This is a genomic window from Halorubrum rubrum (genome assembly GCF_024494685.1).
In the GTDB taxonomy this organism is placed as follows: Archaea; Halobacteriota; Halobacteria; order Halobacteriales; family Haloferacaceae; genus Halorubrum; species Halorubrum rubrum.
The window spans coordinates 46,827-71,488 of record NZ_JANHDM010000016.1 but is presented as its reverse complement, the minus strand read 5'-3'; the positions used below and the strand labels follow the sequence as shown (position 1 = coordinate 71,488).

The 24,662-nt window shown below is 60.0% G+C and carries 23 protein-coding genes and 1 pseudogene; 6 read left to right on the top strand and 18 right to left on the bottom strand.

What is annotated here, in order from left to right; genetic code table 11:
* Nucleotides 1–412 (top strand): VOC family protein (locus tag NO889_RS15345; RefSeq protein WP_484496870.1); only part of this gene is annotated, 412 nt, incomplete at its 5' end.
* Between the two features lie 103 nt (nucleotides 413–515).
* Here the strand turns inward: NO889_RS15345 and NO889_RS15340 are convergent.
* From NO889_RS15340 to NO889_RS15315, 6 genes are all read right to left on the bottom strand, one after another.
* Nucleotides 516–1,454 (bottom strand): DUF4349 domain-containing protein, encoded by a 939-nt coding sequence (locus NO889_RS15340; RefSeq protein WP_256413104.1) that lies wholly within the window; start codon nucleotides 1,452–1,454, stop codon nucleotides 516–518.
* Nucleotides 1,455–1,572: 118 nt separating this feature from the next.
* Nucleotides 1,573–2,319, bottom strand: coding sequence for an SOS response-associated peptidase (locus NO889_RS15335; RefSeq protein ID WP_256413103.1), 747 nt, complete (start codon nucleotides 2,317–2,319; stop codon nucleotides 1,573–1,575).
* A 55-nt stretch (nucleotides 2,320–2,374) separates the two neighbouring features.
* On the bottom strand, nucleotides 2,375–3,739 hold the full coding sequence (locus NO889_RS15330; protein WP_256413102.1) for an MFS transporter: 1,365 nt from the start codon (nucleotides 3,737–3,739) through the stop codon (nucleotides 2,375–2,377).
* Nucleotides 3,740–3,953: 214 nt separating this feature from the next.
* Nucleotides 3,954–4,988, bottom strand: a complete 1,035-nt coding sequence (locus tag NO889_RS15325; protein ID WP_256413101.1) for a tyrosine-type recombinase/integrase — start codon at nucleotides 4,986–4,988, stop codon at nucleotides 3,954–3,956.
* The gene (locus NO889_RS15320; protein ID WP_256413100.1) at nucleotides 4,981–5,361 is read right to left on the bottom strand and encodes a DUF5805 domain-containing protein; all 381 of its coding nucleotides are present in this window, start codon (nucleotides 5,359–5,361) and stop codon (nucleotides 4,981–4,983) included. Before NO889_RS15320 ends, NO889_RS15325 begins: the two co-directional genes overlap by 8 nt.
* 810 nt (nucleotides 5,362–6,171) lie before the next feature.
* Nucleotides 6,172–7,959 (bottom strand): transposase, encoded by a 1,788-nt coding sequence (locus NO889_RS15315; protein WP_256413099.1) that lies wholly within the window; start codon nucleotides 7,957–7,959, stop codon nucleotides 6,172–6,174.
* Between the two features lie 272 nt (nucleotides 7,960–8,231).
* On the opposite strand from NO889_RS15315, the gene NO889_RS15310 reads away from it, so the two are divergent.
* Entirely contained in the window at nucleotides 8,232–9,020 is a 789-nt protein-coding gene (locus NO889_RS15310) for a hypothetical protein (protein WP_256413098.1), read from the top strand.
* Between the two features lie 8 nt (nucleotides 9,021–9,028).
* On the opposite strand, the gene NO889_RS15305 is transcribed toward NO889_RS15310, so the two are convergent.
* The 3 genes from NO889_RS15305 to NO889_RS15295 form a co-directional block, all read right to left on the bottom strand.
* The gene (locus NO889_RS15305; protein ID WP_256413097.1) at nucleotides 9,029–10,141 is read right to left on the bottom strand and encodes a CRISPR-associated protein Cas4; all 1,113 of its coding nucleotides are present in this window, start codon (nucleotides 10,139–10,141) and stop codon (nucleotides 9,029–9,031) included.
* 91 nt (nucleotides 10,142–10,232) lie between these two features.
* The gene (locus NO889_RS15300) at nucleotides 10,233–11,237 is read right to left on the bottom strand and encodes a Cdc6/Cdc18 family protein (RefSeq protein ID WP_256413096.1); all 1,005 of its coding nucleotides are present in this window, start codon (nucleotides 11,235–11,237) and stop codon (nucleotides 10,233–10,235) included.
* Nucleotides 11,238–11,442: 205 nt separating this feature from the next.
* Entirely contained in the window at nucleotides 11,443–12,000 is a 558-nt protein-coding gene (locus NO889_RS15295) for a hypothetical protein (protein ID WP_256413095.1), read from the bottom strand.
* A gap of 214 nt (nucleotides 12,001–12,214) precedes the next feature.
* Between NO889_RS15295 and NO889_RS15290 the strand changes: the two genes are divergently transcribed.
* A complete protein-coding gene (locus tag NO889_RS15290; RefSeq protein WP_256413094.1) occupies nucleotides 12,215–12,556 on the top strand; it encodes a hypothetical protein in 342 nt (113 codons plus the stop codon).
* A gap of 116 nt (nucleotides 12,557–12,672) precedes the next feature.
* On the opposite strand, the gene NO889_RS15285 is transcribed toward NO889_RS15290, so the two are convergent.
* The 7 genes from NO889_RS15285 to NO889_RS15255 form a co-directional block, all read right to left on the bottom strand.
* Nucleotides 12,673–13,113 carry a hypothetical protein gene (locus NO889_RS15285; protein WP_256413093.1) on the bottom strand — a complete coding sequence of 147 codons (441 nt, stop codon included), beginning with the start codon at nucleotides 13,111–13,113 and terminating at the stop codon, nucleotides 12,673–12,675.
* Between the two features lie 98 nt (nucleotides 13,114–13,211).
* Nucleotides 13,212–14,189, bottom strand: coding sequence for a hypothetical protein (locus NO889_RS15280; RefSeq protein WP_256413092.1), 978 nt, complete (start codon nucleotides 14,187–14,189; stop codon nucleotides 13,212–13,214).
* A gap of 94 nt (nucleotides 14,190–14,283) precedes the next feature.
* Complete coding sequence (locus NO889_RS15275; protein WP_256413091.1) at nucleotides 14,284–14,490, bottom strand: hypothetical protein; 207 nt, start codon at nucleotides 14,488–14,490, stop codon at nucleotides 14,284–14,286.
* Nucleotides 14,491–14,908: 418 nt separating this feature from the next.
* Nucleotides 14,909–15,340, bottom strand: a complete 432-nt coding sequence (locus tag NO889_RS15270) for a low molecular weight phosphatase family protein (RefSeq protein ID WP_256413090.1) — start codon at nucleotides 15,338–15,340, stop codon at nucleotides 14,909–14,911.
* A 183-nt stretch (nucleotides 15,341–15,523) separates the two neighbouring features.
* Nucleotides 15,524–16,429: a phosphoribosyltransferase HisG-related protein gene (locus NO889_RS15265; protein WP_256413089.1), complete on the bottom strand. Its 906-nt coding sequence runs from the start codon at nucleotides 16,427–16,429 to the stop codon at nucleotides 15,524–15,526.
* Nucleotides 16,430–16,477: 48 nt separating this feature from the next.
* Complete coding sequence (locus NO889_RS15260) at nucleotides 16,478–18,202, bottom strand: hypothetical protein (protein ID WP_256413088.1); 1,725 nt, start codon at nucleotides 18,200–18,202, stop codon at nucleotides 16,478–16,480.
* Between the two features lie 91 nt (nucleotides 18,203–18,293).
* Nucleotides 18,294–19,127: an MBL fold metallo-hydrolase gene (locus tag NO889_RS15255; protein ID WP_256413087.1), complete on the bottom strand. Its 834-nt coding sequence runs from the start codon at nucleotides 19,125–19,127 to the stop codon at nucleotides 18,294–18,296.
* Between the two features lie 455 nt (nucleotides 19,128–19,582).
* Between NO889_RS15255 and NO889_RS15250 the strand changes: the two genes are divergently transcribed.
* Complete coding sequence (locus NO889_RS15250) at nucleotides 19,583–19,891, top strand: helix-turn-helix domain-containing protein (protein WP_256413086.1); 309 nt, start codon at nucleotides 19,583–19,585, stop codon at nucleotides 19,889–19,891.
* A gap of 88 nt (nucleotides 19,892–19,979) precedes the next feature.
* On the opposite strand, the gene NO889_RS15245 is transcribed toward NO889_RS15250, so the two are convergent.
* Nucleotides 19,980–20,834 (bottom strand): universal stress protein, encoded by an 855-nt coding sequence (locus NO889_RS15245; RefSeq protein WP_256413085.1) that lies wholly within the window; start codon nucleotides 20,832–20,834, stop codon nucleotides 19,980–19,982.
* A 197-nt stretch (nucleotides 20,835–21,031) separates the two neighbouring features.
* On the opposite strand from NO889_RS15245, the gene NO889_RS15240 reads away from it, so the two are divergent.
* A complete protein-coding gene (locus NO889_RS15240; RefSeq protein ID WP_256413084.1) occupies nucleotides 21,032–21,415 on the top strand; it encodes a hypothetical protein in 384 nt (127 codons plus the stop codon).
* A gap of 56 nt (nucleotides 21,416–21,471) precedes the next feature.
* On the opposite strand, the pseudogene NO889_RS15235 reads toward NO889_RS15240, so the two are convergent.
* A pseudogene (locus tag NO889_RS15235) lies at nucleotides 21,472–21,855 on the bottom strand (RNA-guided endonuclease InsQ/TnpB family protein); the annotation flags it as partial.
* A gap of 125 nt (nucleotides 21,856–21,980) precedes the next feature.
* Between NO889_RS15235 and NO889_RS15230 the strand changes: the two are divergent.
* Entirely contained in the window at nucleotides 21,981–24,650 is a 2,670-nt protein-coding gene (locus NO889_RS15230; protein WP_256413083.1) for an HAD-IC family P-type ATPase, read from the top strand.
* Nucleotides 24,651–24,662 lie beyond the last annotated feature (12 nt).

Genomic DNA, 24,662 nt, shown 5'->3' with positions numbered 1-24,662 from the left:
TGATTTAGCCTTCGCCACCGTAACACGCGTGAAGAGACGGATTTCGGATGTCACACCGATCCGTCTCTTCGCTTTCTACCTAGATAACGGAGTCGTCGGCTTCGCGTCTAGCGAAACTACAGAGCCCTATATAGCGGAATTCGGTTTCGACCTCCGGGCGACCTCTCCCGACGCGCGCTTCGTCGCCGCCGGCCGCTACCACCACCACGTCGGAGCGAACACGTGGAACGGACGCACGGAGCCGGCCGCCGGCCGCGGGATCGACTGGTTCGAGGTCGTCGTCCCCGACGACGAGGGCCGCCGCAGCCTCCGGGAACGACTCGGGGGTGAAGACTCGGAATCGCTCGCCGGAAACGGGTTCGCCGTCGCGGATCCGGACGGGATCGCGATCCGGGTGGTCGACGGGTCGTAGCCGGTCGCCGTCGCCATCGTCGAAATCGTCGACGACCCCGGAGTTCGCCGAGTTCGCCGACGAACGCCGGACTCACGGGGCGTCCACCGATCCTCGACGTTCGTCACTCCTCGGCGTCCCGCCGTGATAGCCGACGACGAACCGCGAATGCGACGCCGAAAAGCGGTACACAGGCCGCGAGGAGGTACGGCGCGGCGTAGGCGGCACCGACGACCGCGGCCCGAAGGAGCGTTCCGAGGCCGCGGACCGACTCGAGGAACGCCGTCACCACGCCGGTGTCGTACCACGCCGTCGACACCGCGGACGGTTCGGGTGGCTCCTCACGGAGCTCGACCTGGATCGTCGACAGCGCGACGCGCTCCTCGAGGGCGGCCAACTGCGTCTCCATCCGCTCTATCTCGGCTTGGACGTCCGCGAGTTCTCGCTGGACCGCCAGTACGTCCTCAGTCGTGTTCGCCTCCTCGTAGAGCTCCCTGAGGCGGTCGCGCTCGGCGCGCCGGTTCTCCAAGCGCGCCTCGAGGTCCGCGATCCGGTCCGTGACGTCCCGGCTCTCCGTCGTCGACCGCTCGACCGTCCCAAGCGCCTCGAGGTCGGCCATGGCGGCGTCGAACTCCTCGCTCGGGACCCGAATCGTGAGCGCACCGACGGTGTAGTTCTCGTCGCCCCGCTCGTGGGTCTCGCGCGTCGAGTCGCTCACGAACCCGCCGTACTCGTCGGCTATCGAGCGTGCCTCGGCGTTCGACTCCTCGAACGAGTCGACGGTCACCCGGAGGTCGCCGGTCCGGATCAGCCGCCGCTCCGCCACCGCGGCGACCGTTTCGCCGTCCTCGGCGGCGGTGTCGGAGACCGCCGTCTCTCCGCCTTCGGAGTCGGCGCTTCCGTCCGGCGCGTCGGCTCCGTCACCCGCGGGGGATCGCGACTCGGGCACGTCGCCGCCGGCGTCCCCGCCCCCTCCGGCCCCTCCCGTCCCGGCACCGGAACAGCCGGCGAGCGCCACGAGGCCCGCGACCGTCACGACGAGCAGCAGTCGTCTCGTGTCCATACGCGTGAGGTTCGTCGCGCCCGCGGTAAAGGCTCGCAAGGAACAAACGCCCGTTTGTCCCTCGGAGCAGCCGACCCTCGTTTCGCTGCCGCTCTCGTCGGTCTCGCCCCCGAATCGCTCACTCGACGCGGACCGGCGCTATCAGCTCCGGGCCGTCGGTTCCGGCGGCGTTCACCCGCGTCGAGACCGGGTAGGCCTCCATCTCCGAGGCCGGGAAGGGATCCATGAGCGCCGCCGCCTGCTCGGGCGCACCGTGGAGCCAGCGCTCCTCCTCGTCAGGTGCGAGGATCACCGCCATCCGGTGGTGGAGGTCGGCGACGAGGTCGTTCGGCTCGGTCGTCACGACGGTGAACGTCTCGCGGATCCGGTCGTCCCCGCGGTGGCCCTCTTTCACGTTGTCACCCTCGCCCGCGCCCGTCCCGCCGCCGAACGCGCCGAGCCCGGTCTGTGTGGTCTCCGGTTCCGGCGGCGTCCACCGCTCGTAGATCCCGGCCATCGCGAACGGACGGTCGTCCTCGAAGGCGACGCGGTACGGCCGGCTTCCGGTTCCGTCGCCCCCGTCGACCCACTCGTAGAACCCGTCCGCGGGGACGAGACACCGGCGGGATTCGTAGGCGTCCGCGAAGCTTCGTTTCTCCCGAACCGTCTCCGCTCGGGCGTTGATCAGGTCGAACGCCTCCTCGGCCCACGACGGGGTCAGTCCCCACGTCATCCGGGTGACCCGATCGGGGTCCTCACCCGTCACGACCGGGAGGTCCTCGCCGGGCGCGCAGTTGTAGCTTGGCTCGAAGTCGTCCCCGAACGTCACGCCGAAGCGGGACTCGAGCGTCGAAGCGGGCGTGAACAGGGTATAGCGGCCACACATCGGTTTCCGTTCGGCTCGCGCAGATTTAAACCGTCGGCGGGTACGGCGAGTTCGATCAGCGATACGCCTCGAACTCCCGCCCGAAGACGAGGAAGTAGCCGGTTCCGACGACGCCGATCGCCGCCGAGACCGTGAACGCGACCTCGGGGCTGACGAACTCCCAGAGGTAGCCGCCGAGCGCGGCGCTCGGGATCACGACGGTGTTTCGCAACAGGTAGTACGTCCCGGTGACGCGCCCGCCCGTTCCTCGCTCGGCGGGACCGACGATCAGCGCCTTGTGTGAGGGGAGCCCCGCGAACCGGAGCCCGGAGAACGCGAAGACGAGGACCATCGCCCAGGAGAGCGGCATCACCGACGCGAGCACCTCCGGACCGCCGATGAGCGCGATCGGGAAGAGGGCGTACACCGCGAACCCCACCCCGACGATCGGCTTGAGACCGACGCGCTCCGCGGCCTTCGCGGCCGGTGCCATGGAGAGAAGTGCGACCAGCATCTCGACGCCGAGCAGGTAGCCGAAGAAGGTCGCCGGCGAGAGGTCGACGCCGTAGGAGAACCCGGCCAGCGCGACGGTGCCCTCGAAGCCGACTTCGTAGAATTGCGTGATAACCAACACGAAGAAGACGTACACCATCCCGTTCGCGAATCGCACGAGCGTGTCGCCGATCAGTAGCGGCCGGAGTGGTTCGGGCATCTCTCGTAGATCCCGTTTGATACGACCGAGTCCTTCGAATGAACTTCCGAATGAGTCCTCACCGGCGTCATAGAGGACGTGTTGGACGACCGTTCCCACGACGCCGAAGACGACCGCCACGGCGAGGACGTACCGGAAACTCACAGTGAACTCCGGGTGAAAGCCGATCAACACGGCCGCGAGCACGGGGCCGACGAGGAACGCGGTCCGGCGGAACGTCTCAGTGCTGGCGAAGCCCGCCGCCAGTCGCGACGGGTCGGTCGCCTGTTTGACGACCGCGAACGTCGCGCCGAGCCCGAACGACTTCCAGCCCTGCGCCAGGAACAGACCGACGAAGATCCAGATCCAGGGCCGTATCGCCACGCCGGCGACGGTGACCGTGCCCAACGCGGGCGCGACCAGCCAGACGGCGAACCCGAGCGTCGAGACCAGCCCGAACAGCGTGAGCGCGTATCGCGATCCGATCCGGTCCGAGATCGCGCCGCCGGGATACGGGAACACCGCCGAGACGACGTTCCCGACGGTCCCGAAGAGGCCGACGACGAACCCGGACGCCCCCAGCGCGACCATGTACTCCGGGAGGTATCGGTTGGTCATCTGGAAGCCGAGGCTGAACGCGAACATCGCCAGCGACAGTACCAGCACGTCCCGCTCGAGCGCGAAGAACTGCCGAAACGCGTTCAACGCCCCCGGCTCGTCCGTGCCGGCCGCGACTCGTTCCCGGCCCATGACCTCGTGTCGACGGCGTGGCGTGTTATCCGTTCCGCCTGGCGACGACCACCTGAGACCGTCGAAACGGGTGGACGGTGGATCGGTTTGAGCGGGGTCACATCACGGTAGGTCATTCATATCGCGACATGAGATTTATACGATCGAGATGTGGCAGTTTATCGTCGTCTCGAACGCGACATAACTCGGGATCGCCGCACGAGATCGGTCGCTCTCAGTCGAACAGCCGGTACACGTTCGCCTCGTAGATCTCTCGAACCCGATCGCCCCAGTTGTGCGTGTACGTGTCGATCACGTCGTCGGCGACGTCCCCGCGGAGGTATTTCACGACGCCTCGATCGCCGGTTCTGTCGCGGAGATGCGTCGTGAAGAAGTGCCTGAAGTAGTGCGGGGTAACGTTCTCGCCGGCTCCGCCGCCGGTCCGATACCAGCCCTCCTCGCGTGCGTAGCGCTCGACGACGTGTCGTACGGCCTGCGGATCGATCCGCTCACCCCACCCCTCCGACGTACCGACGAAGAGCGGCTCGGCCGGGGAGGGTGCGTCGGGCCGTATCGCGAGCCAGCGTTTCAGAACCGCTCGAAGCTCGTCGTCGACGGGTATCACCGTCTCGCGTTTTCGCTTGTTCGAGGCGGTCCGAACCTCCCCGTTCAGTTCCTCGCCCACCGCCGCGTCGGGCGTCACGTACAGCGAGTTCGGCCGATCCGTGAGCGCCGGGCGCGTTCCAAGCCGGTATGCCGCCTCGAGTTCCGGGTCGGATACCGCGAGATCACGGAGATCGAGGTTACACAGCTCTCCGACCCGCATCCCCGTTTTCAACAGCGTACAGACGAGCGCACGGTGGAGCGGATGGGTGATCCCGTTCACGAACGATCGCATCCGCGGGATCGAGACGTCCCGACGAGCGGGGTCCTTGTCTATCGTCTCGTCCATCTCCTCCATCACGAGCGTCATCGGGTTGCCGTCGAAGACGCCCACCTCAGTCATGTATCCGTAAAACCGGTGAAGGTACGCCGCGTACGTCGCGACCGTGCTCGCCGTGACGTCGCCGCGCAGCGAGTGGACGAACGCCATACAGTCGCGATGGGTCGCCGTCGAGGGCGTCGTCCCGTCGTCGAGAAACGCCTCGAACCGCCTGAGAACGCGCTCGTATGACTCCCTCGTTCTTCCCGTCTTCCCGTGGTACCGAAGGTCCTCGATGAAGTATCCCACCGGGTCCTCGACGTCCTCGACCGTCTCCGTGCTACTCATCGACGAGCGTGTACCCTCCGTCGCGCCCGCTGTACCGGACACGGTCGCGTTCCTGTAGGGAATCCAATGTCTCCTCCAGACGATCCTCGAAGTCGGCGAACACCGCGTCCACGAGGTCGTCCCACGACGAGTGGCCGTCGGCGATCGCCGCTTCGATCCGTGTTTCGAGGCCGTGACCCCTGGGGTCGGACCCTCCAGAATGGGCCTCCTCCGTGGTACTCGCTTCCGGGAGCGTGAATCCGCGTCTCCCGGCCTGTACCATCGTTCTGACGAACTCGCTCTGTGACATCCCGAGCTCGTCGGCGTGTCGTTGCCAGCGCGTCTTCTGCTCGGCCGGCACGTACGTCTTCACCGATCGACGGTCGTCGCTCATTCATTCAGGCCCTCTCGCCGTATCGACTTGAATGTATCCCAGAGTTACGGATAAGTGACCTTATACTGTATTCAGGCACCAGTGTGGCCCACATAAGTAGTACTACAAAGCGAGATCTATCTTATAGAGCTCTATAATTCTTGATATTACTATTCCCGTTGGGGGTCCAGATTTAGGGATATCTCTTATCCGCCGTACCCGGTCGAACGAGTACGGGAACCGAGCCGATCGAACCGATCTGTCCGCCTCGGGTCGGTCGTCGACGGCGATCCCGAATCGACTCCGAATCCATCGCCACCTCACCACCTTCGAAGTACGCGTCGAGAGCTCGGACGTGATCTCACCGTTCGAGAGCGTGGACCACCGGCGTCCGACGTTCGTGTCGTCGATCGTGAGTGCCCATAGCCCGACCTCGCGCGTGTAGGCGTCGGTGTTCGAGCGACCGTCGGCCCAGGATACGGATCGGCGGTCGGCCGGCGGTGGAGCGTGATACTTGCGGTTCGGCACGACCGGAGTTCGTACCGATCCGTTCCGTGACGCGTGATCTCGTCTCTCGCGGGCGTCCGTGGTCGGACGAATAAACCATATCCCGCAATACGTAGAAAGACTACTGTAGTTCACGAGACCCCCGTATTGCTGAACTGGATTCCTAGTTCCAGTCCCGATCTCGCCGGGTTCCCGGCTAAATCACGCCGTCAAACTATCACGAACCAGATACTTCACCGAAAACCAGCGAAATCACCGCAAAAACACGGTCACAGCGTACTGATGGCTCTCATCAAAAAGAGCGAACCCGAACAGAAAGAGAGGCTATATCAGCCGTGTCAACCGCCGCTGAATGTAGCTGCGGAACCGGTCCGCTGTGATTCGGGGCTTCGACCGGAACTCCTTGTCTAACCCCACCTGTACGAGGAAGTCGACCATCAGCCACGCGTTATATAGCAGGACAGCGAACCCGAAGTGCCACAGACGCACCTCGAACTCCTTCGAGGTGGTCCACGCGGCGAACTCTTTGATCTTCTTGTATGCAGTCTCAATCCCACCACGACGATTATACTGTTCCACCTTTCGCCGTGTCTGCCGGCGATCCACGGCAATCTCGTCGTCAACGTGCGTGTTCGTATAGAACGGTACCGGCTCAAGATCATCCTCGTCCCCGTCATCTTCCCCGGTTTCTTCGTCTGGATCAGGCTTCTCACCGAACCCGTACTGTTCTTCATCAGGATCGCCCGGCATCCCGACGAGATTCGTCGTGACGCGCTCGTTCGACACGCCGTCCTTCACAGGGCCGTAAACCGCCCAGTCCTGCTCAGTGGCGATGATACCGCGTTCAACATCCACATTTCGCTCTAACCACGGTGTCGTCCGGTCGTTACGCGGTGCAGGCATCATGTACCGCAAATTGTTTTCCTCGAACGCGGCGATCGTGTCGGCACTAGCAAATGCCCGGTCAGCATAGACGCATCGCGGTGTCACGTACTGCGACGTAATATCGACCAACTCTCGGACAACATCACCGTGAATGACGGTCTTCTCTTCATCACCCGGGTATGCCTCGTTATCTACCTCTTCCGGGTTCCCGACTGGAAGCATCCCCACGACCATGTGGACGCCGTCACCAACGAGTGTCGCTGTAGCGAACTTGTGACACCAACTGTACTCCTTGTTAGCTGGTGTTCCTGTGACCCAATCCATCTCCCCGCGGTCTCCGTAGTAGGCGACGTACGTAATGTCGATCGCCATGAACACGGGGTCAGGGAATTCGGCATGCGGCTTGATGCGCGTCAACGCGCGTTCAGCTGCGCGATTCACCATGTCGGTTATGCCCGTGACGCTGAGTTCCCGGACCGCGTCTAACAACGTCTGTCCTGTCGGGCCGTCCTCGTAGAACGGGTCATCGTACGTGTCGATGTCTTTCTGTGCTGCGATCCGGTCACTGTTCGTATCCGAAGCACCGTGCGCAGCAGATCCGTTAATCCCCATCACCGTCATTAACTCCAGCAGATCCTCTTCATCGTAAATCGCCTTTTCTGCCCGTGGCAGGTCCAGTGCGGGGAATACTACGTCAGACATCTTGTCCAGCACTTCCTTTGTCTTCTGCCGCAGCAAGCGCTGTTCAGTTCGCTTCGATGACCCGCTTGTCTCTTCAGTATCCAACCCGGTGTGCCCACCGATCGGACTGCCACGCTCTGTGGCGATCCGATCAATATCGTCAGCTGCAGTCCCAATCGTCTCCTGTAGCTCATCGAATCGCTTCCGCCACGCAAGAGCGAACGTATCACCGTGTGGGATGTCATCCGGCTCATCAAACCCGAAGGCCTCAGCAATCTTCGGATTGTCTGTCAACCGGTCTTCCAGCCCGGTTACCGATTCATCCTCGGTTTCCGCCCATAGAACCGCAAGGAACATCGAGGCGAAGTCGTTCGTCTCTGGGTGCCACTCGGCGTACGGGTCATCACGCCGGTAGCGGGATACGTCAAGTTCGGTAGCGAACTCCGGCCACTCCATCTCGGCTTCGATCACGTCGTCAGCTTGCTTGCCAAGGTGTCCGAGTGCCCGCTCCAGATCAAGGTCATCGACACTTGGCGGGTCACTCATCGGCCACCACCCCGTGACCGTGGTGTAGGGCCGGCTGTTCTGCCGGCCAGGTGTTGTGTATCGGCTGCATAGCGATTCTGCCAGTTAATACTCCAGTTTGGAGTCTAAACATCCGGGTGTGATTTCCAGGTATATCCACATAAACGACCTCAGAGCGGTTACTTCTCCCGAATTCTAATTTCCGAGAGATTGGAACTGCGAGAAATTTGGAAGTAGCCTTGATTTGGAGTTAACTATGATTCACTTGTACCCGGCGGTCGTGTAACACCGTAATGGCGGATAGCGACGAGTACGAACCGTGTGGGACGCTGGTAGAGTTTCTACAGTTGAAAGGCAGTATCGGACTGATAGCGCTACTGTATGAGCGGCCACGGGCGTATTCGGAATTAGAATCGGAAATTGAGATTACCTCATCCACAATTACACGGCGGCGCATCGATGCAGATCACCTCGGACTACTCACAGTGGAATTGGAAAGTAACGACCACGGCACGAAACACGTGTACACGCTTACAGACCTGGGAAAGTACGTCGCTGAGCGTATGGCGAATAAAGGAATCGTTAGTAGTTACTACCAGATGCGGGGCCGGCAGAAGGAAATCGAGCAGAAGACCGAGGAGATCGTCGAGTGGGTAGAGGATAACCCGACGAACTTCATTAAGTTTGAGGCGGCACGCGATGAGCGTATTGCCCCCAGAGAGGACGGCACTGGAGTACCGTCGGAATTAGAGGAAGTACAGGCCCTCAAAGAGGAATCTGATGAGGAGACTGATACTGGTGCTGACGACGAAGAGGCCAGTACAAGTGAGGAGACTGATCCGTCAGAGTCACGGTCTACGTCTGAGTCAAATTCGGAAACCGAATCCTCACCTACCGTGGTCCGGCCGGATTCGTCTGACGAGCCACCGCACAATCCAGATGCTGAAGACGATAACTCGGAGACAAACACGGGTGCAGATGAAGGTCAAAGCCAATTGACTGACACAGAACTACAGGACCGACTAGCGGAGAGTGAGTCCAGTGACACCTCAAAGAATGACTCCGCGTCTGACGATGAATGAATAACCCGCTACCCATCTCGTAACTGTTCGTCTGGTTCTGGCCCGCTTACTGTAAGGAGTTTCCCGTCACGACGGCAGGTTGGGCAGATCGGAAGGTTCGATGTGTCCCCATCCCAGTCGAATTCGTCCCACGCGTACGTCTCACTACACCGCGGACACGACCAGTCATACACTCCGTACTCAGCGGCTAACTCCGGGTACGCGTGCGCGAGTGTCGGTGTGAGTCGTGCATCATCGTGTGCATCCAGATACTCTGTGAGTGTATCCCGGTCGTACCCATCGAACACTGGGAGTAGTCCGTCAGGCCCGATGTCCTGGTACGGCGTGTCAGCCTGCCCGCACCGATGCTTGAACGAACAGTACGTACACTCCCAATCGCGCTCCGGATCAGCTGGCGGTAACTCACCACCCTGCTCGTAGGCGGTTTGCGTGGCCATCCAGTCCACGACGCGCTGCCAGAAGTCCGCGTCGAACGTGACCTGGAACACGCGAATGTCGAGCGTCTTCCGCGACCCGTAAATGATGAGACCCTCAGTGACAGGGTAGTCGTACTCGTTGTTGAGCGCGTACAGGTACGCGTGGAGTTGCGCCTTGTGGTGTGGCTTCGGCTCGGTCAAGTGGTCAACATCAGTTGTCGTTTTAATCTCCGTGAGGATCGCTGGGTCGCCGTCTGCAGTTACGACAACTGGGTCAGTCGCCCCGCGTAATCGCATTTCAGTATCGCCAACCGTGACGGTCGCGTCAATCCACAGGGAATTCTGGATGTACAGACCGTCCGGGGTTGCGTCCTGTAGGTACGGCACGATGATGTCCTCTTCGAACGTGGATCCTATCCAGAAGATCCCGTCCGGTGTGGTGCCTTCTCGCGGTGCGTTCTGCCGGGCGTACAGCGCCTTCCGGTGACACTGTAACAGTTTGCTCGGCGTGTGCCTGTCCGGTGGTTTCCGCGGTGACGGGCCGTTGAAATACGGCTTCCCATCGAGTAGATTCTGCTCAATCTGCCGTTCATCGTACCACTCGCGGAATCCGTGACTCGTGATTGCTTCTGTTACGTTGTCACGAGTTCCTTCCGGAACTGGACGGTCTGGATCGGACTCGGTGTTAGTGTTGTTCGGTGGCATCCGTACAGTAACACGTGTTCACCGTCCGGGTTATGGATCGGCGTGTCACTTCCGAAACCCACCAGCACACACCGCGAATCTGTACCGTTCGTTAGGTCAGGGCGCGATAGATGCGGCCTTTTGTGTTTCCTTCGGATCCGATGAGGTTGTAGTGTTCGAGCTTCGAGAGGTGATTCCGAACAGTGCGTTTGGTCTTCGGATCTGTAACACGTTCCTGATACTCATCATAGAGGGCTTGGGGTTCGATAGTGCCGTGATCGGTGATGATGTCATAGAGGGTTTGTTGATGGTCGGTGAGGCGGTCGATGGTTTGCTGCTGGATTTCCGATTTCGTTTCCGGAACCACATCTCGAATCACATCTGTGGGGATTTCATCGAGGCTGTTTCCGTGAGCGTGCCGGGCGGCGTTGCGCAGGATACCGATAGCGATCCGTGCATCACCGGCCGCCTTCGCAGCAATCAGATTCAGGCGTTCCTGATCGATTATATTCGGGACAAGCCCCCACTGAACGCGGTCATTAAGGATGGTGGTGAGTTCTGACCGGGAGTAGTGGTCGAAGTGGATACGGGTCGCGGTCGTGAGTCTACTGGTGAGACGGTCGTCAATCTCTGCGAAGACTTCTGTTTCCTTGTTGGCGATGAGAAGCATTGTGAGGTCTTTGACGCGGTAGAGATCGTACAGCAGACTCTTGTCTTGGAGCTGGTCAACTTCGTCGAGGATGACAACGTATGGTGGGCCGGTGTAGTCTTTGAGCCGGTCGAGCAGCACGTCTTTCGGAGTTGACTGCCGGTGGATGTCGATGGTGTTGTTGATGCCGTCGAGGATAGTGTACAGGGTTTTGAAGCGGCTGTAGTCTTCCCAGCAGTTCACGTACTGGTAGTTCACGTCGACGACTTCTTGGCGGAGTCGTTCGACAGTGAACTGCGCGATACAAGTCTTCCCTGTGCCGGACGGCCCGTACAGGAACGCCGGATCAGCTCGTACACCGTCAGTGAGCGGGCGGAGTACACTGGAGAGCGTGTTGACCTCTGCATCCCGGTGTTTCACCTCGCTGGGGATGAATTCCGGCTGAAGTACGCGGGCGTCCGTTATCATCGTTGGACTGTCGACACGAACCCGGTGGGTAATAAATGGAAGCGTGTGATTTCCGAATCTTCCGAATTCGTTCGTGGAGTTCTGGTATTGGGTATCGAATTAGGCTCGTTCCCGTTCCATACAGGACAAGTAGTAAGCGATAGCTTCACGGCTTTACCTGTTGGAAATATCCGTTTCAACAGAGCCAGTTACGATGGTACGCGGTTTAATTCGCAATCGGACGGCGGGCCGTGTATACTACTCCCACGAGGCAGCCCACAGGAATTGCGAGCCACCACGTGAGTATGAATCCGACGGCGATAAAGATGCCAGAGAGTTCAAGCGCATTCGCTAATGCGATACCGGCTCCGACTGACTCTGAACTCGTAATTTCGAGCACGAAGACGACCGCCGCGATTGGTACAAAAGCCACCAAGAACGTAGCTACAGCGCCAACGGCACCCTTCAAAGCACCGCCTGACGCAGTTTGAGTTGGGGTAATCCGCCAGCCGACCGCTCCGACAAAAAACGCCGCTGGCACGGCAAAGGCCAGCCCAATCACTCCAGAGTAGACGACCCAGTTAAACTCAAGAGCCGCAAAGTACGGCGACCAGCTGAGGTCAAAAACCGTTGAGTCAACGAACCAAACCGACGTGATGTATAGTGCCGACACAAAGATGGCACCGATTCCTGCTGCATATCCTGCAACTATGTCGTTGCGATCCGTTGTGGGACCATATCGACTATACACGGTCCGAAGGGAATTTGAGTTCGGGGACTGCATAGAATGGTGTTTCTTTGGTATCCATATATTCGTATCGGTGATTCTAAATTTCGACTACTTAAGAAGTGGCTCTGTTGAGATCCTCAGTAAGTGATGTATTTTGATCCGGTTGCCGTCAATGCAGAAGAGTTGGTATTTACCTAGTTCGATAATAGAGTAGTCAGAATGATATGTAACACAAATGTATAAGTGGCGCTATTATGAACTTATTTGTGTGGAACTTCAAAAAATAGCCCTTTGGTGTGCGGCCGTCACAGTGGTTTTATTCCTGATAGCTACGGGGGGTTCATTTATAGGGGGGATTGTATTAATTCCCACTGTCGGTGCTGGTTGGTTTGTCTTTAAGCCTGTCCCAGAGGATAAGAGAATAGTAGTGGTGACAATCGCTATTGTTGGGGTGCTTATTGCAGGTTATATTGCTCCGCTTGGAATTGAGGAGTTAGGCCAATACTTGGAGCTACGTGATCAGTTAGTAATTGGGTTGATTGTACTTGCCCTAACTGTTTCTCTAGGTACATCATTAGAGGCAATTAGGAGAATCACACCCGTAGAATAACGTAGAACTTTGACGATCTGTTGAAAGTATTGTCGGGTAATATGTAGCTTTCAGTGACCAGCTGTTTCAGGCGATAATGTGTCTGAAGAATAGGATCTCAACAGAGCCAAATCTAACTAATTAGAGATTGAATTTATTATTCCCTTAGAAGCAGTTTTGAAGCGTTCTGTTCGTACAATTGTGTGGAGAAAAACCCCGACAGCAAGGAGAATCCCTGCGATCATCGTGAAGAATCCAATGAAGAATACCCCGCCAGATTCGACTGCGTACAACATGTATAAGCTCGCTGTACCAAGTAGGAACGTTAGGCCCCCGAAGAGAGCAAGGAAGACTGACGCAATACTGAATTGCTCTACAAACGCTTCAACCACGACAACGACGCCGAGTAGTGCCGGAACGACGAGTTCAGGACTGACTGGTATTGATCCAATGGTTGGCCACGTTGAGTATGGTTGCGGGAGATAATTAAATGCCATTGCGGTAACGAGAAGAACTGCTCCGGCGAGCAGTAACTTAGTGGCTTGAAGGGCCGTTCGTGTCGGGATATTCGGGGGCATACGAGCATATTAATTGCCCATCAAGATATAATTATGCGAGTATATTGAAGTCCTCAACTGCTAACAAGATTGAGGGCTATCCGGTCGGTATAGTTGATTCAAGAATCCTCAACAGCAACGCCGAACCCAAGAGTCGTGAGGATAATTCCGATGGGGACATAGAGAATGGTGTCCGTAAGAATCAACCCAAGTTCAGCCGCAAGACGGTGTATTCCGGGTACTGAGACGAACGTCCCGAACAGTGTGATACCCACCAGACACAGTGCGCCGATACCAACAATCTGATCGTAGGTCCGCACCTTCTCGGGTCGTCCCGAGACGGCGACAACAAGACCGAGGAGTCCCACCCCAAGATGTAAGATGTCCAATGCGAAGCTCTCTCCGACCCACGGTGTGGTCGAGAGCGCACCTAGCGGAAGAAACCGTCCGGCTGAGAGGAGTACCAATATCGCTCCAACGAGACCGGCACCGACTACGTGAGGTATGACGGTCCTTCCGACAGAGATTTGGGGCGACTGTGGAACACGGCCTCTATGTGCTGTCCGCAGTTCATGGGCAGTAAGAACCCATCCAAAACCGTACGGAATTCCGATGAGAACTGCCCAGATTGCAGATGGAGTGCCGGAACCGAAACTAGCCGAGAACATCGCTCCAAGAATAGGAATTACACCGAGTCCGAGTCCTGCTACTGCTGGGCGCGAGATGAGGCCAGCCTTTCGGAGACCAAGTGCAAGCAATCCTGACCCGAGCGCGAGAGAGACTGACCCCGCGACGAACGGGACGGCGAGGATGTACAGGAGCGCAAACATCGGTGGCAGTAGTGCGTAGGCGAGAACAACGAGCCCCAAGAGAGATATACCGGCAGCGGTCAACAGAACGCCTGCTCTTCCGGAATTCCCGTAGGTGTCTCCGTATGAGCGGTAGATTTCGATCAGTCCGAATCCGAGCAACATTGGCACCACGACAGCAAGGCCGATATACTCCTGTGCAGCCTCGTTGAGGCCCAGAACGAGAGGGATTAACACACCACCGAGCATCGCTAAAGTGAGACGACGGTCCCCGGCTAGCGCGAACATGTTGTTTGATCAAAGTGGAGTTCGGATTAAATGCCTTGTGTGACTTCAAATGAATAATGTCCGGCCGAAAAACAGTTTGGTCTTTACGCAACTCTCATTGACTGGCTGTTTCAGGCAAGAATATATCTGAAGAAGAGGATTTCAACAGAGCCAACTGCCACCACACCTGAATCGCGGCATCTACCGTTCCAGTGCTCACCAGCCCCACCAGCAGTGTGAGTACTGAGAGGAGCGTACCGCCGTGAATGTACATGTTGATAAGCCCGGTTTTCGATGTCGCTGTTCCTGTTGCGTAGTTCACTGCCTCGTGGTTCCGACACATCGTATCTAACCCTACAAGTTTCAGAATGATAAGTTGTCGAGAAGATGTAACTTGTCAATGGCCATCTCAACAATTCATGGACTGGTTTCGAATCCGTACAGCAGTTTTGGCGTCCGCAACTACAGAGACTACTCACGTTCAGGCCAGCACTCTCAGTACATACCATTCAGCCCGTGTTGAACGCGGGCTCTACCTCAGGGGGTCTCGTCGGTGTACGCCTTCCTAGCGTGGGGGTCGAATCGGTGACGACCGAGGCTGTACGGGGATTCGAGTCGATTTCACCGTCGTGTGCGGTCCAACGGGGAAATATCGTAGTAGTTGCTTGTTGTGACATCCTCCCGGCCGTGAACGATGGGACTTCCCACAAGCGGAGGATTGCTGGTTTGGTACGTCTACGCTACGGTTCGTCCGGATAGAACTCGTCGAACAGCGCCTTGACGCGTCGCTCTATGTCGTCGCGAATTTCGCGAACAGTGTCGAGGTCCTGCCCGTGCGGATCGTCTAACGCCCAGTCTCGAACGTCGACGTTCTCGGCGTCCAGTTCCAGCGTCGAACAGCCCATCGTGGCGACGACAGCACACGATTCGAGCTCCTCGGTCGAGACCGCTCGTGGCGTCCGGTTCGAGAGATCGACGTCTCGCTCCCGCATGACCGTGATCACTTCGTCGTGAACGCGTTCGGCCGGGTGTGTACCGCCGGTAAGGATCTCGATATCGTCCCCTAACCCTCGGCGAGTACGTTCTCGCTCAGCGAACGCAGCCGACATCTGACTCCGTCCCGCGTTCTGTACACACACGAATCCGAACGTCGTCGGTACCGCTGTACTCATGGATCATCTCCTCCGTTATACCGTGTTAAGCGCTCCTATGAGGATTACGTCTCCCTCTATATCACTCAGTACCCATCCCGTCGAACGGTGACTATTACCGATCGCCGACAGCTAAGCTGCTCGCAACTTTCACGAGTGCCGGCTCGTGGACGGTCGATCCCGTATCGACCGCCTGAGAGCGGATCAGACCGCGAGTTTCGATTCGGCACTCAGTCCGTCGAACAACGCGAGCGCGCGTTTCAAATGCGGGTGATCCTCGGCGGTGTTACGCATCACGACCGTCTCGCTCGGGAAGAGGTGCTCGCCGAGCACGAGCCCGTGATCCCGCGCCGTCGATCCGGTGACGGTGAGGTACACGCCCATTCCCGCGTCCGCGATGGCCGCCTCCTCGGACGTTTCCGGGTCCGGATAGACGAACTCGACGTCCTCCAGCGTGTCCGTCCCCAACACGGCGGTGACGAGCCGCTCGTACCGCGGGGAGATACACAACGGTCCCTCGTACTCCGCGAGGAACTGCCTGTCCAACTCACGTCCCGGCGCCAGCACCTCGGGCCGACCCATCAGCGTGTGATACACGGTGTCACCGAGCCCGCTCACCACGCGGACGTCCGTGTCGACCGGATCGATCCGGTCGTTGACGTCCGCGAGGCCGGCGAGCCCGGTCGGCCGGATCCCGACCACCTCCTCCAACACGAGGTCCGCCGAGTCGAATCCGAGCGCGAACTCGTGGGTTCGAAGCGCCCGGAACGGCTCCTCGCGCCCCACGAGTTTGAGTTCGACGCCGTCGATCGTCACGGTCGCGGCGTCGAAGACGATCCGTCGCGGCTTCCCCTCCCGGTCGTCACGGAGCAGCGTGAACTCCGGGTTTCCCGGCTCCTCGGGGTCGGAGTACTCCGCGAGCCGCTGGTACGGGCCGTCGTCGGCCTCGATGGAGCCTTTCGTCACCGACTTCTCGTAGCGGAGCGTGTTGCTCACTTGGTCGGCGAGCGCGTCGAGTTCGTCGGTGCGTCCGGCGTCGGCGATCCGCTCGAGGACGGCCTCCAGCGGACGGCCCTTGCGGGGGACGGCCACCGGGAGCGGGTGTGTCATTGTCCGTGATGGGGCACCGCGGCTGAAACGGGTTGCGCTTTCGACCGACTACGGTCCGAACGCCTCGTTGAGTCGCTTCCGGAAGGCCTCGAGCTCCTCGAGGTGGTCGTGTATCGTCTCCAACTCGGCCTCGACGTCCTCGAAGTCGTCCCCGAGCCGCCCCTCGATGTCGGTCAACCGGGAATCGACCTCCGCGAGGTCATCCCACAGGTCGTCGAACTCCTCGTCGAACCGGCCGATCCGCTCTTCCACGTCGTCGATCCGCCCGTCCGTCCGTTCGACTCCCGCTGCGGCGTCGTCGACCTCCTCGTAGAGGGTCTCGACGTCGTCGTCGACGTCGTCGAGCGCGTCGTCGAGCCCGGCGAGGTCGGCCTCGAGCGCGGTCACGTCCCCGGCGATGCCCTCCACGGTCTCCTCGAGCCCGTGGGTCGTCGCCTGAACGGCCGAAACGGTGTCGTCGAGATCCTCGACCGTCGTCTCGACCTCGTCGATATCCCCGCGAACGGTCGTGACGTCGGTTTCGACGTCCTCGACGATCTCCGCGAGGTCGCCAGTCTTCGACTCGACCGTCTCGACGGACGTTTCCACCTCGTCGACCGTCGTCTCGACCGTCCGGACGTCGTCGACCAGCTCGCCGTGTGCCCGTTCGCCCGCCGTGATCCGGGTGTCGACGTCGTCCACCGTGGCTTCGAGGTCCTCGACGCGAGCGTCGAGGCCGTCGAGGATCTCCCTCGCGGTCCCTTCCTCGTCGATGAACTCGGCGAGCGCGTCGGCGTATGCCTCGATGTCGGCGACGCTCGATTGAAGCCTGTTGATCCGGACGTCGACGCTCCTGGGGACGCCCAGGTCGAGCTCCGACCGCAGGACCTCCATGTCGTCCTCGTCGACCGCTCCCGCCCGGATCTCCTCCGCGAGCGCGGCCGCGACCCCTGCCTCGGAGGACGCCGAGACCGCGTCGACGTCGGGTCCCGCGTCCGGATCGATGTCGGCTCCCGAACCCGAACCGTCGGATCCCGTGTCGACTTCGGGCGTGACGCCGTCGTCTTCGTGGTCCTCGTCAGTCTCTCGATCTTCGGCCGATTTCGTCTTCGATGCGTCCTCGCGGCGAGTGACCGCTGCGGTCGTCTCGGCGGCGACGGTCCGTGGTTCCCGACCCGTCTCGATGCCGTCCGCCGCGTCGTCCTGGGTTGATTCCGGGCCGTCTTCGGCGGACGCCACGTCGTCTGCTGCGTCCGTTTCGACCGCCGGATCGCCGAGAAGTGGATCCTCGTCCGCCTCGGCGTCTTCCCCGCTCGTCGGGTGGCTCTCGGCGGGCGCGTCCTCCATTCCCGGCAGCGTCGCGCGGTCCCCGGAAAGCACCTCCCGGACCGCGTCGGTCTCGCCGGTTCCGAGGACGTCACCGATCTCCTCGTCGACGGGGACGTGCTCGATGACGGGGGTTCGGAGGAACCCCTCCAGATCGGGATCGTCGTCGCGGATCCCGAACACCGTCTCGACGGACTCGCCGGGCTCTAAGACCCGCTCGAACTCCACCCGGTGGTCCTTGTAGGCCGTCCAGTTCTCGCTCTCGTAGTCGGGATGGAACCCGACCCGGTCCATCGGGAACTCCTCGGGAATTCGGTCGACGACCCGCACCCGGACCGCGTCCTCGCGGCGGGAGGAGAGATCGAAGGTCACTGCGGGTACCGGAAACGCGTCGTCGGTGAAGGACTTCTCGACGCGAACGCCGTCCTCCTCGACGGTCGTCGTCGCTTCAGCCGTCCGTTCGTTCATACGCTACCCTCCGCAAGCCAGGGCTTAAATTCCACGGGCGACCTCTCAGGCGTGATAACTGATCCCGGCCCGTGGCGGCGACGACGCCCGCCTACAGCTCCATCCGGTCACCGATCTCGACGATCTCCAGCCGCTTCGGGTACTCGAAACTGCGGGCGTGCTCGTGAAGCGCCGTCGGGTCCGCGGTGAGTCCTTTCCACATGTCCCAGTGGGTGGGGACGAGCCGGTCGATCTCCAGCGCGCTCGCGGCCTCGATCACTTCGTTCTCGTCACTGTACCACTTGGTTCGAACCGGTTCGCCGGTCTCCTTGTCGGGGATCGCTCCGATCGATCCGAACGCCAGGATCCCGAGGTCGATGTCGTACTCCTCGGCGAGCGCCGGGAACGTCGACGAGGGTTTGCTGTCGCCGGCGTGGAACACCGTCCCCGTCGGGTGGTCGATCACGTAGCCGACCGGGTGGGTTGCGTCCGCGTCGTACGTTTCGACGACGTGGACGGTGAACTCGCCGATCCGGAACTCGTCGCCCTCGTGTACCTCGGTGAACTGGTCGTCGTCGACGTCCCACTCGTCGGTCCAAGCCTCTTCTTCGCGGGCGACAGACAGCGAGTCGTCCGGGGCGAGGAACTCACACTCCGTGTTCGCGAGGATCGGGGCCTGTGAGGGACCGTGGACGTGGTCGGTGTGCTCGTGGGTGGCGAACACCGCGTCCGCGGTCTCGACGTCCGTGGGGTCGAACGGCACCGGGATCATCCGGACGGTCCGCGGCGGGTCGCCGGTGCCCACGTACGGGTCGATCCAGAGAACCGTGCCGTCACGACCCTTGATCGCGAAGCCGTTACAGCCGAGGTACCACAGCGATACGGTCTCCGGGTCGGCCTCCGCGACCGCGCGCGGCAGCCAGTCGCTCCAGTCGGAACTCGTCATGTGTGGACCTCCGTCGGCGTCCTCCTAACCGTTCCGGAGTCGGCGGCGACCGTCGGGGGGAGAACCCGTGTTCGAGCCCGATCGAGTAAATCATATATCGCAATATAGAATTCGTCCGTCCCGTCTTCCAGAGATTCGCAGTTTTGATTTCTCCAGATCACCACTTCGCTTACGAATCAACACTCGACACGCCCGACGCGGAGGTGTCGGCGAACGGCTGCTCGCTGACCACGAGGGACAGATCCGGAACCGCCCCCGAACAGCCGAAGTTGGTATTTGCTCACAAGGCAATACCGGGGTACACCGGGGGAATACGAATGACGGACAATCACCCCGCGACGTAAATCAACGCGTCCGCGAGGAGTGGAAAGAGGAGGCACTCCCGAGGAGCGCGTTCGCTCCGTGGTGAAAAGGGCCTACGAACCGCACTCGGTCGGAACCGTCGCAGAGAGGCCATGACCACCGAGAGAACCGCCCGCAAGCGACTCGGAGTTCTCGTCGATGCGGGATTCGTCGAGCGAATCACTCCATCGGAAGGGCGAGAAGCGGGCTACAGGCGCACTCCTCGCTCGATCGTTCTCGAACGTGTCGAACAACTCCTAGATTCGACCGACGCCGAGACGCTGGCGACGCGTGTCGCCGAGATGAGCGAAGTCGTACGGAGAAGCAAAGAGAACGCCGGTGAACAGTGCTGGCCCCAGAACCAATCCAACCTGCTGTCAGGTGCCGTGAGTAGAGGCGCGACTGTGAGTGATCATTGCTGAGGCTACGCTCGTTTAGCAGGGGATGAAGGGCGACACGGATCGTGAGGGACCGAGTGACGGTCCATCGGCCTCGGCGTTCCGTGTATCATCAGACGTCTTCGTCCTTCGGGATGCTGCGCGTCAAAATCACCGAACTGGCAGCTGCCCGTCCGACGCCTTCGGCGACCGACCCGACGAGCTTTCGCTTGAGGAACGGATCGCGCGTGGTCCCGAGAATGGTAAGATCGTGGTTTGTCGTTTCGTCCGTAATCGCGCCCGCAACATGTTCATTCTGGATGGTCGATGTCTCGACGCTAACGTCTTTTTCAGCGAGGAAAGACTCGTAGTCCTGAAGAAGCGTTGAGGTGTCAGCCTGCGTTGAATCATCTACTTCGAGATGCGTAACGTGAAACAGACGAACGGACGCGTTGTGCTGTGCCGCGATCGTCCCGGCGAGCTTGACGGCCAACTCACAGTGTGGGCCATCTGCGATTGGAACTAAGATAGAATCAATAGCCCTCGAACGTGTGCGGATGCGTTTGACGAAGACGCTACAGGATGCTTCACCGAGAATGCGGTCGAGGAAACTCCCCAGGATGATGTCACGCCGTCGAGGTCGTCCCCGCCATCCGACGATCATAGCGTCAGCGTCGTGTACATCGACTGCCCCCACGATTCCGGTGGCAACATCCCGCGCATACCGCATTCGTGATTCGACTGGGATGTCAGCGTCTGTGGCTTGTTCGACCGCCTCATTGAGGAGTCGTACCTCTTCACCATCGTCGTCGATGAGACTGTCACCCGAGGAGAGTGGAATCTGAGGGGGAACCTCGACCACGTGTAAGAGGACGATTCGCATCGACTGACCGCGAGCGATATCGATAGCGGTGTCGAGTAATCGTTCTACGGTTTCAGGGTTCGCTACGGGCACCAGGAGCGTCTCATTCTGTTGCGTGATGTCCATTGTTATCTTCCAGCATGGGAGACGCATTAATCCCCCATCTCTGGTCTGTTTGTGCGTCAACTATCCAGTGGAGGGACTTTCGTTCTGTGTCCCATGTAACGATGACAGTTCATGGACACAGGGGATGATCTGTCTGTGTACTGTATAGAGGCGGGGAGAGCCACAGGATTATGTCGTCCGATCACCTAAGAAGAAGAATGGCAGATACGAAAAACGACCGAGAAAAGCAAGCCTCTAGCGAAGAACAACGCCAGCGAGAGATTACCGAAGCGCCTGTCCGTGCCGAAGAAGTTGAACCATCTGACGATACAGAAGACGTGCCCGATGAGACTCGACGCGAAGATAGCGGCAGCCCCGACTCGTCTCGCCGGTGCCACCGTCGCGGTTGCGACAAACCAGCGACGTTCAAAGTTCTCGAACGGTATCAGGAGGAGACAGGTCACGGCGCAGTCGAAGCAACGGCCGTTTTATGTCAAGAGCATACTGACGACGAGAGCCCGACGAATCTGGATCTCGCCTACGAAGACTACGTGTTTCGGGTCACGCCGCTCCCGTCAATGAGTGAGACTGACACAGCTTGACCAACCAGAAGTGGCGGAGCGTCTGTACCCAAGGCTATCAGTATTCGTGAACTACCCTACTCGCTCACGGCTGACGCCGTTCGCTCCTTGAGGGTAGGGCTTCCTGCTTCGACGACGCGCTTTGTAGGCACCGAATCGGTGTCCGCAGGGAGCGCAGTCTCCACAGGCGTTGATTCGGAGTACCCCACTCCTACATCTTGTAGACCGCGAGAACGGATGTTCCACGCCGCGTTCGCGTCCCTGTCCGCCTCAAATCCGCAGGCAGGACAGGAGTGTTCACGGACCCACAACGGCTTGTCGGTCGAAACGCCGCACGACGCGCACTCCTTGGTCGTCCCTCTCGGGTCCACCGTGACGAAGTGCGTCCCCTCGCGCTCACACTTGTATTCGAGCAACGAGAAGAACGTCCGCCATCCCGAAGACGCCGTGTTGCGGCTGTTTAACCCACCTACCCACGGGTTATACAACGATTCAAGCTCGAAGTAGTTCCGTGACGGGAAATCAGGGATCTCACTGAGCCATGGTGCCAGATAGGAGCGGGAGTCAGCCACCGTGGTCACGGTCGGTGAGCGACGTTCTTGGGCAACGCGGGGTATCCAAAGACGAGGGACTGACGGAAGAGGAAGTCGAGCGCAGACGAGAGCGGTTCGGTCCCAACGAGCTGCACGAAGTCGAACAACGACGTTGGCTAGAGGTTCTCATAAGCCAATTTACGGGTGTCATCGTCCTCCTGCTCGCAGTCGCGGCCGTGGCGGCGTTCGTGATGGGGGATGTTATCGAAGGTACCGCGGTTCTCGCTGTTCTGGTCATAAACGGCGCTATCGGCTTCGTCACCGAGATGCGAGCCATCCGCTCGATGGAGAGCCTGCAGGAAATGACGGAAATCGAAACCAGGGTCCGTCGAGCCGGTGACGATCAAGAAATTCCGGCAGAAGATCTGGTTCCGGGAGATATTGTCATTCTCGATGCTGGGGATATTGTCCCGGCCGATCTGCGGGTAATAGATCCGTCCAGACTCCAAGTTGATGAGTCGGCTCTCACTGGCGAATCGGTCCCCGTCGGCAAGACGAGCGACCCTCTTGATGAGGACGTTCCCCTTGCCGAGCGGGAGAACATGCTCTACAAGGGGACGTACCTGACCCGCGGGACCGCGGAAGCAGTCGTTGTCGCCACGGGACCGGACACGGAACTGGGACAGATATCAGCATCGCTCCAAGAGACAGGTGAGAAGAAGACGCCACTCCAGGAGAAGCTAGACGATCTGGGACAGAAACTCGTTCCATTACTCCTCGTGGTGGCGGCTATCGTCCTCGTGTCCGGATGGCTCAGGGGACAGGATCTCTTCCTGATGGTCGAAACGGCCATCGCGCTGGCGGTTGCGACAGTGCCGGAAGGGCTCCCCATTGTCGCTACGCTCGTGTTGGCGAGGGGGATGTGGCGGATGGCCGACCGCAACGCACTCATCAGCAACCTCGCCTCCGTCGAGACGCTCGGCTCCACAACAGTCATCTGTACTGACAAAACGGGGACGTTGACGGAGAACAAGATGACTGTGGCCGCCTACGAGCTGGCGAATGGCTCGGTGGAGGTCACGGGGACTGGACTCGACACCGACGGGACGTTTCAGCACGGCGGTCAAGAGCGAGACGAGCCGCAGGACCCCGCCATGCAAGAGGCACTCAAAGTGGGTGTCCTCTGTAACAACGCCTCCGTGACCGAGGAAGACGGCGAGGTGAACGTGACGGGCGACCCGATGGAAGTCGCCCTCCTGATAGCCGGAATGAAGGGAGGACTCGACCGGGATGACCTTCTCGAATCGCTGCCGGAAACCTGGGAGGTGTCGTTTGATCCGGCCGTCAAGATGATGGCAACGTACCACGACTCCGACGGACGGTACACGGTAGCCGTAAAGGGAGCCCCGGAAGAGGTCATCGACTCGTCTTCTCGGGTAGTGACGGGAGAGGACTCCCGGGAGCTATCGGCGACCGAGAAGGACGAGTGGATCGAACAGAGCGAACGAATGGCCGAGGACGGGTTGCGCGTTCTCGGACTCGCCCGGAAAAACGTGGATCGGACAGCGGGATCGCCGTACGAGGATCTGTCTCTGATCGGGCTCGTTGGGTTGATCGATCCGCCGCGCGAAGAAGTCAGACCGACTATCCAGCGGTGTCAGGACGCGGGGATGCGAGTTGTCATGGTGACCGGTGATCACGCGGGAACAGCCAAAAATATCGCCCGGAGCGTTGGGCTGGTAGACTCGGACGACACCGAGGTCATCGAGGGCCGCGAACTCGACGACGTCGAAAACCTCACCCAGGCGGAGCGGGACCGGTTCGTGAACGCCTCCGTCTTCGCGCGAGTCAATCCCGCCAACAAACTCGATTTGATCGACGTTCACCAGGCAGCAGGCTCTATCGTTGCAATGACTGGCGACGGTGTCAACGACGCGCCGGCACTCAAACGGGCCGACATCGGCGTAGCGATGGGTCAGCGTGGGACGCAAGTTGCTCGGGAAGCGTCGGACATGATTCTGCAGGACGACAACTTCGAGAGCATCTATCACGCCGTCAGAGAGGGACGGATCATTTTCAGCAACATTAGGAAGTTCGTCCTGTATCTCATGTCGTGTAACGTCAGCGAACTGCTCGTCATTCTGATCGCCGCGCTCCTCGGCTTCCCACTCCCGTTGCTCCCCCTACAGATTCTCTTCCTCAACGTCGTGACCGACATCTTTCCAGCGTTCGCGCTCGGTGCCTGCGGTGGAAGCAGTGACATCATGGACCGTCCACCTCGGGATCCCGAGGAACCGATAATGACGCGAACCAACTGGACCGAACTGGGGCTGTTCGGAGTACTGATTTCAGCCGCGGTCATCGGTGCATTCGCGATCGGTGGTGGGATGTACCCCGGCGGTATGGACACCGATGAGGCCGTCACGATCTCGTTCCTCACGCTAGCCTTCGCCCAGCTTTGGCACGTGTTTAACGTCCGGGACGTAACGTCCGGTCTCGTCAGAAACGAAGTCACGGAGAACCTGTACGTGTGGGGTGCGCTGGGACTGTCATCAGTGATCCTCGTCGGCGCAGTCTACCTGCCCGGCATCTCCCTGGCGTTGAGCACTACCCCTATCGGTTTCGAGGGGTGGCTGCTGGTGTTCGGGATGAGTCTCCTCCCCCTCGTGCTCGGGCAGATAGAGCGCGAATTCCGACGGCGCTTCGGGACGTCCGACTCGTGACGACGCACGGAA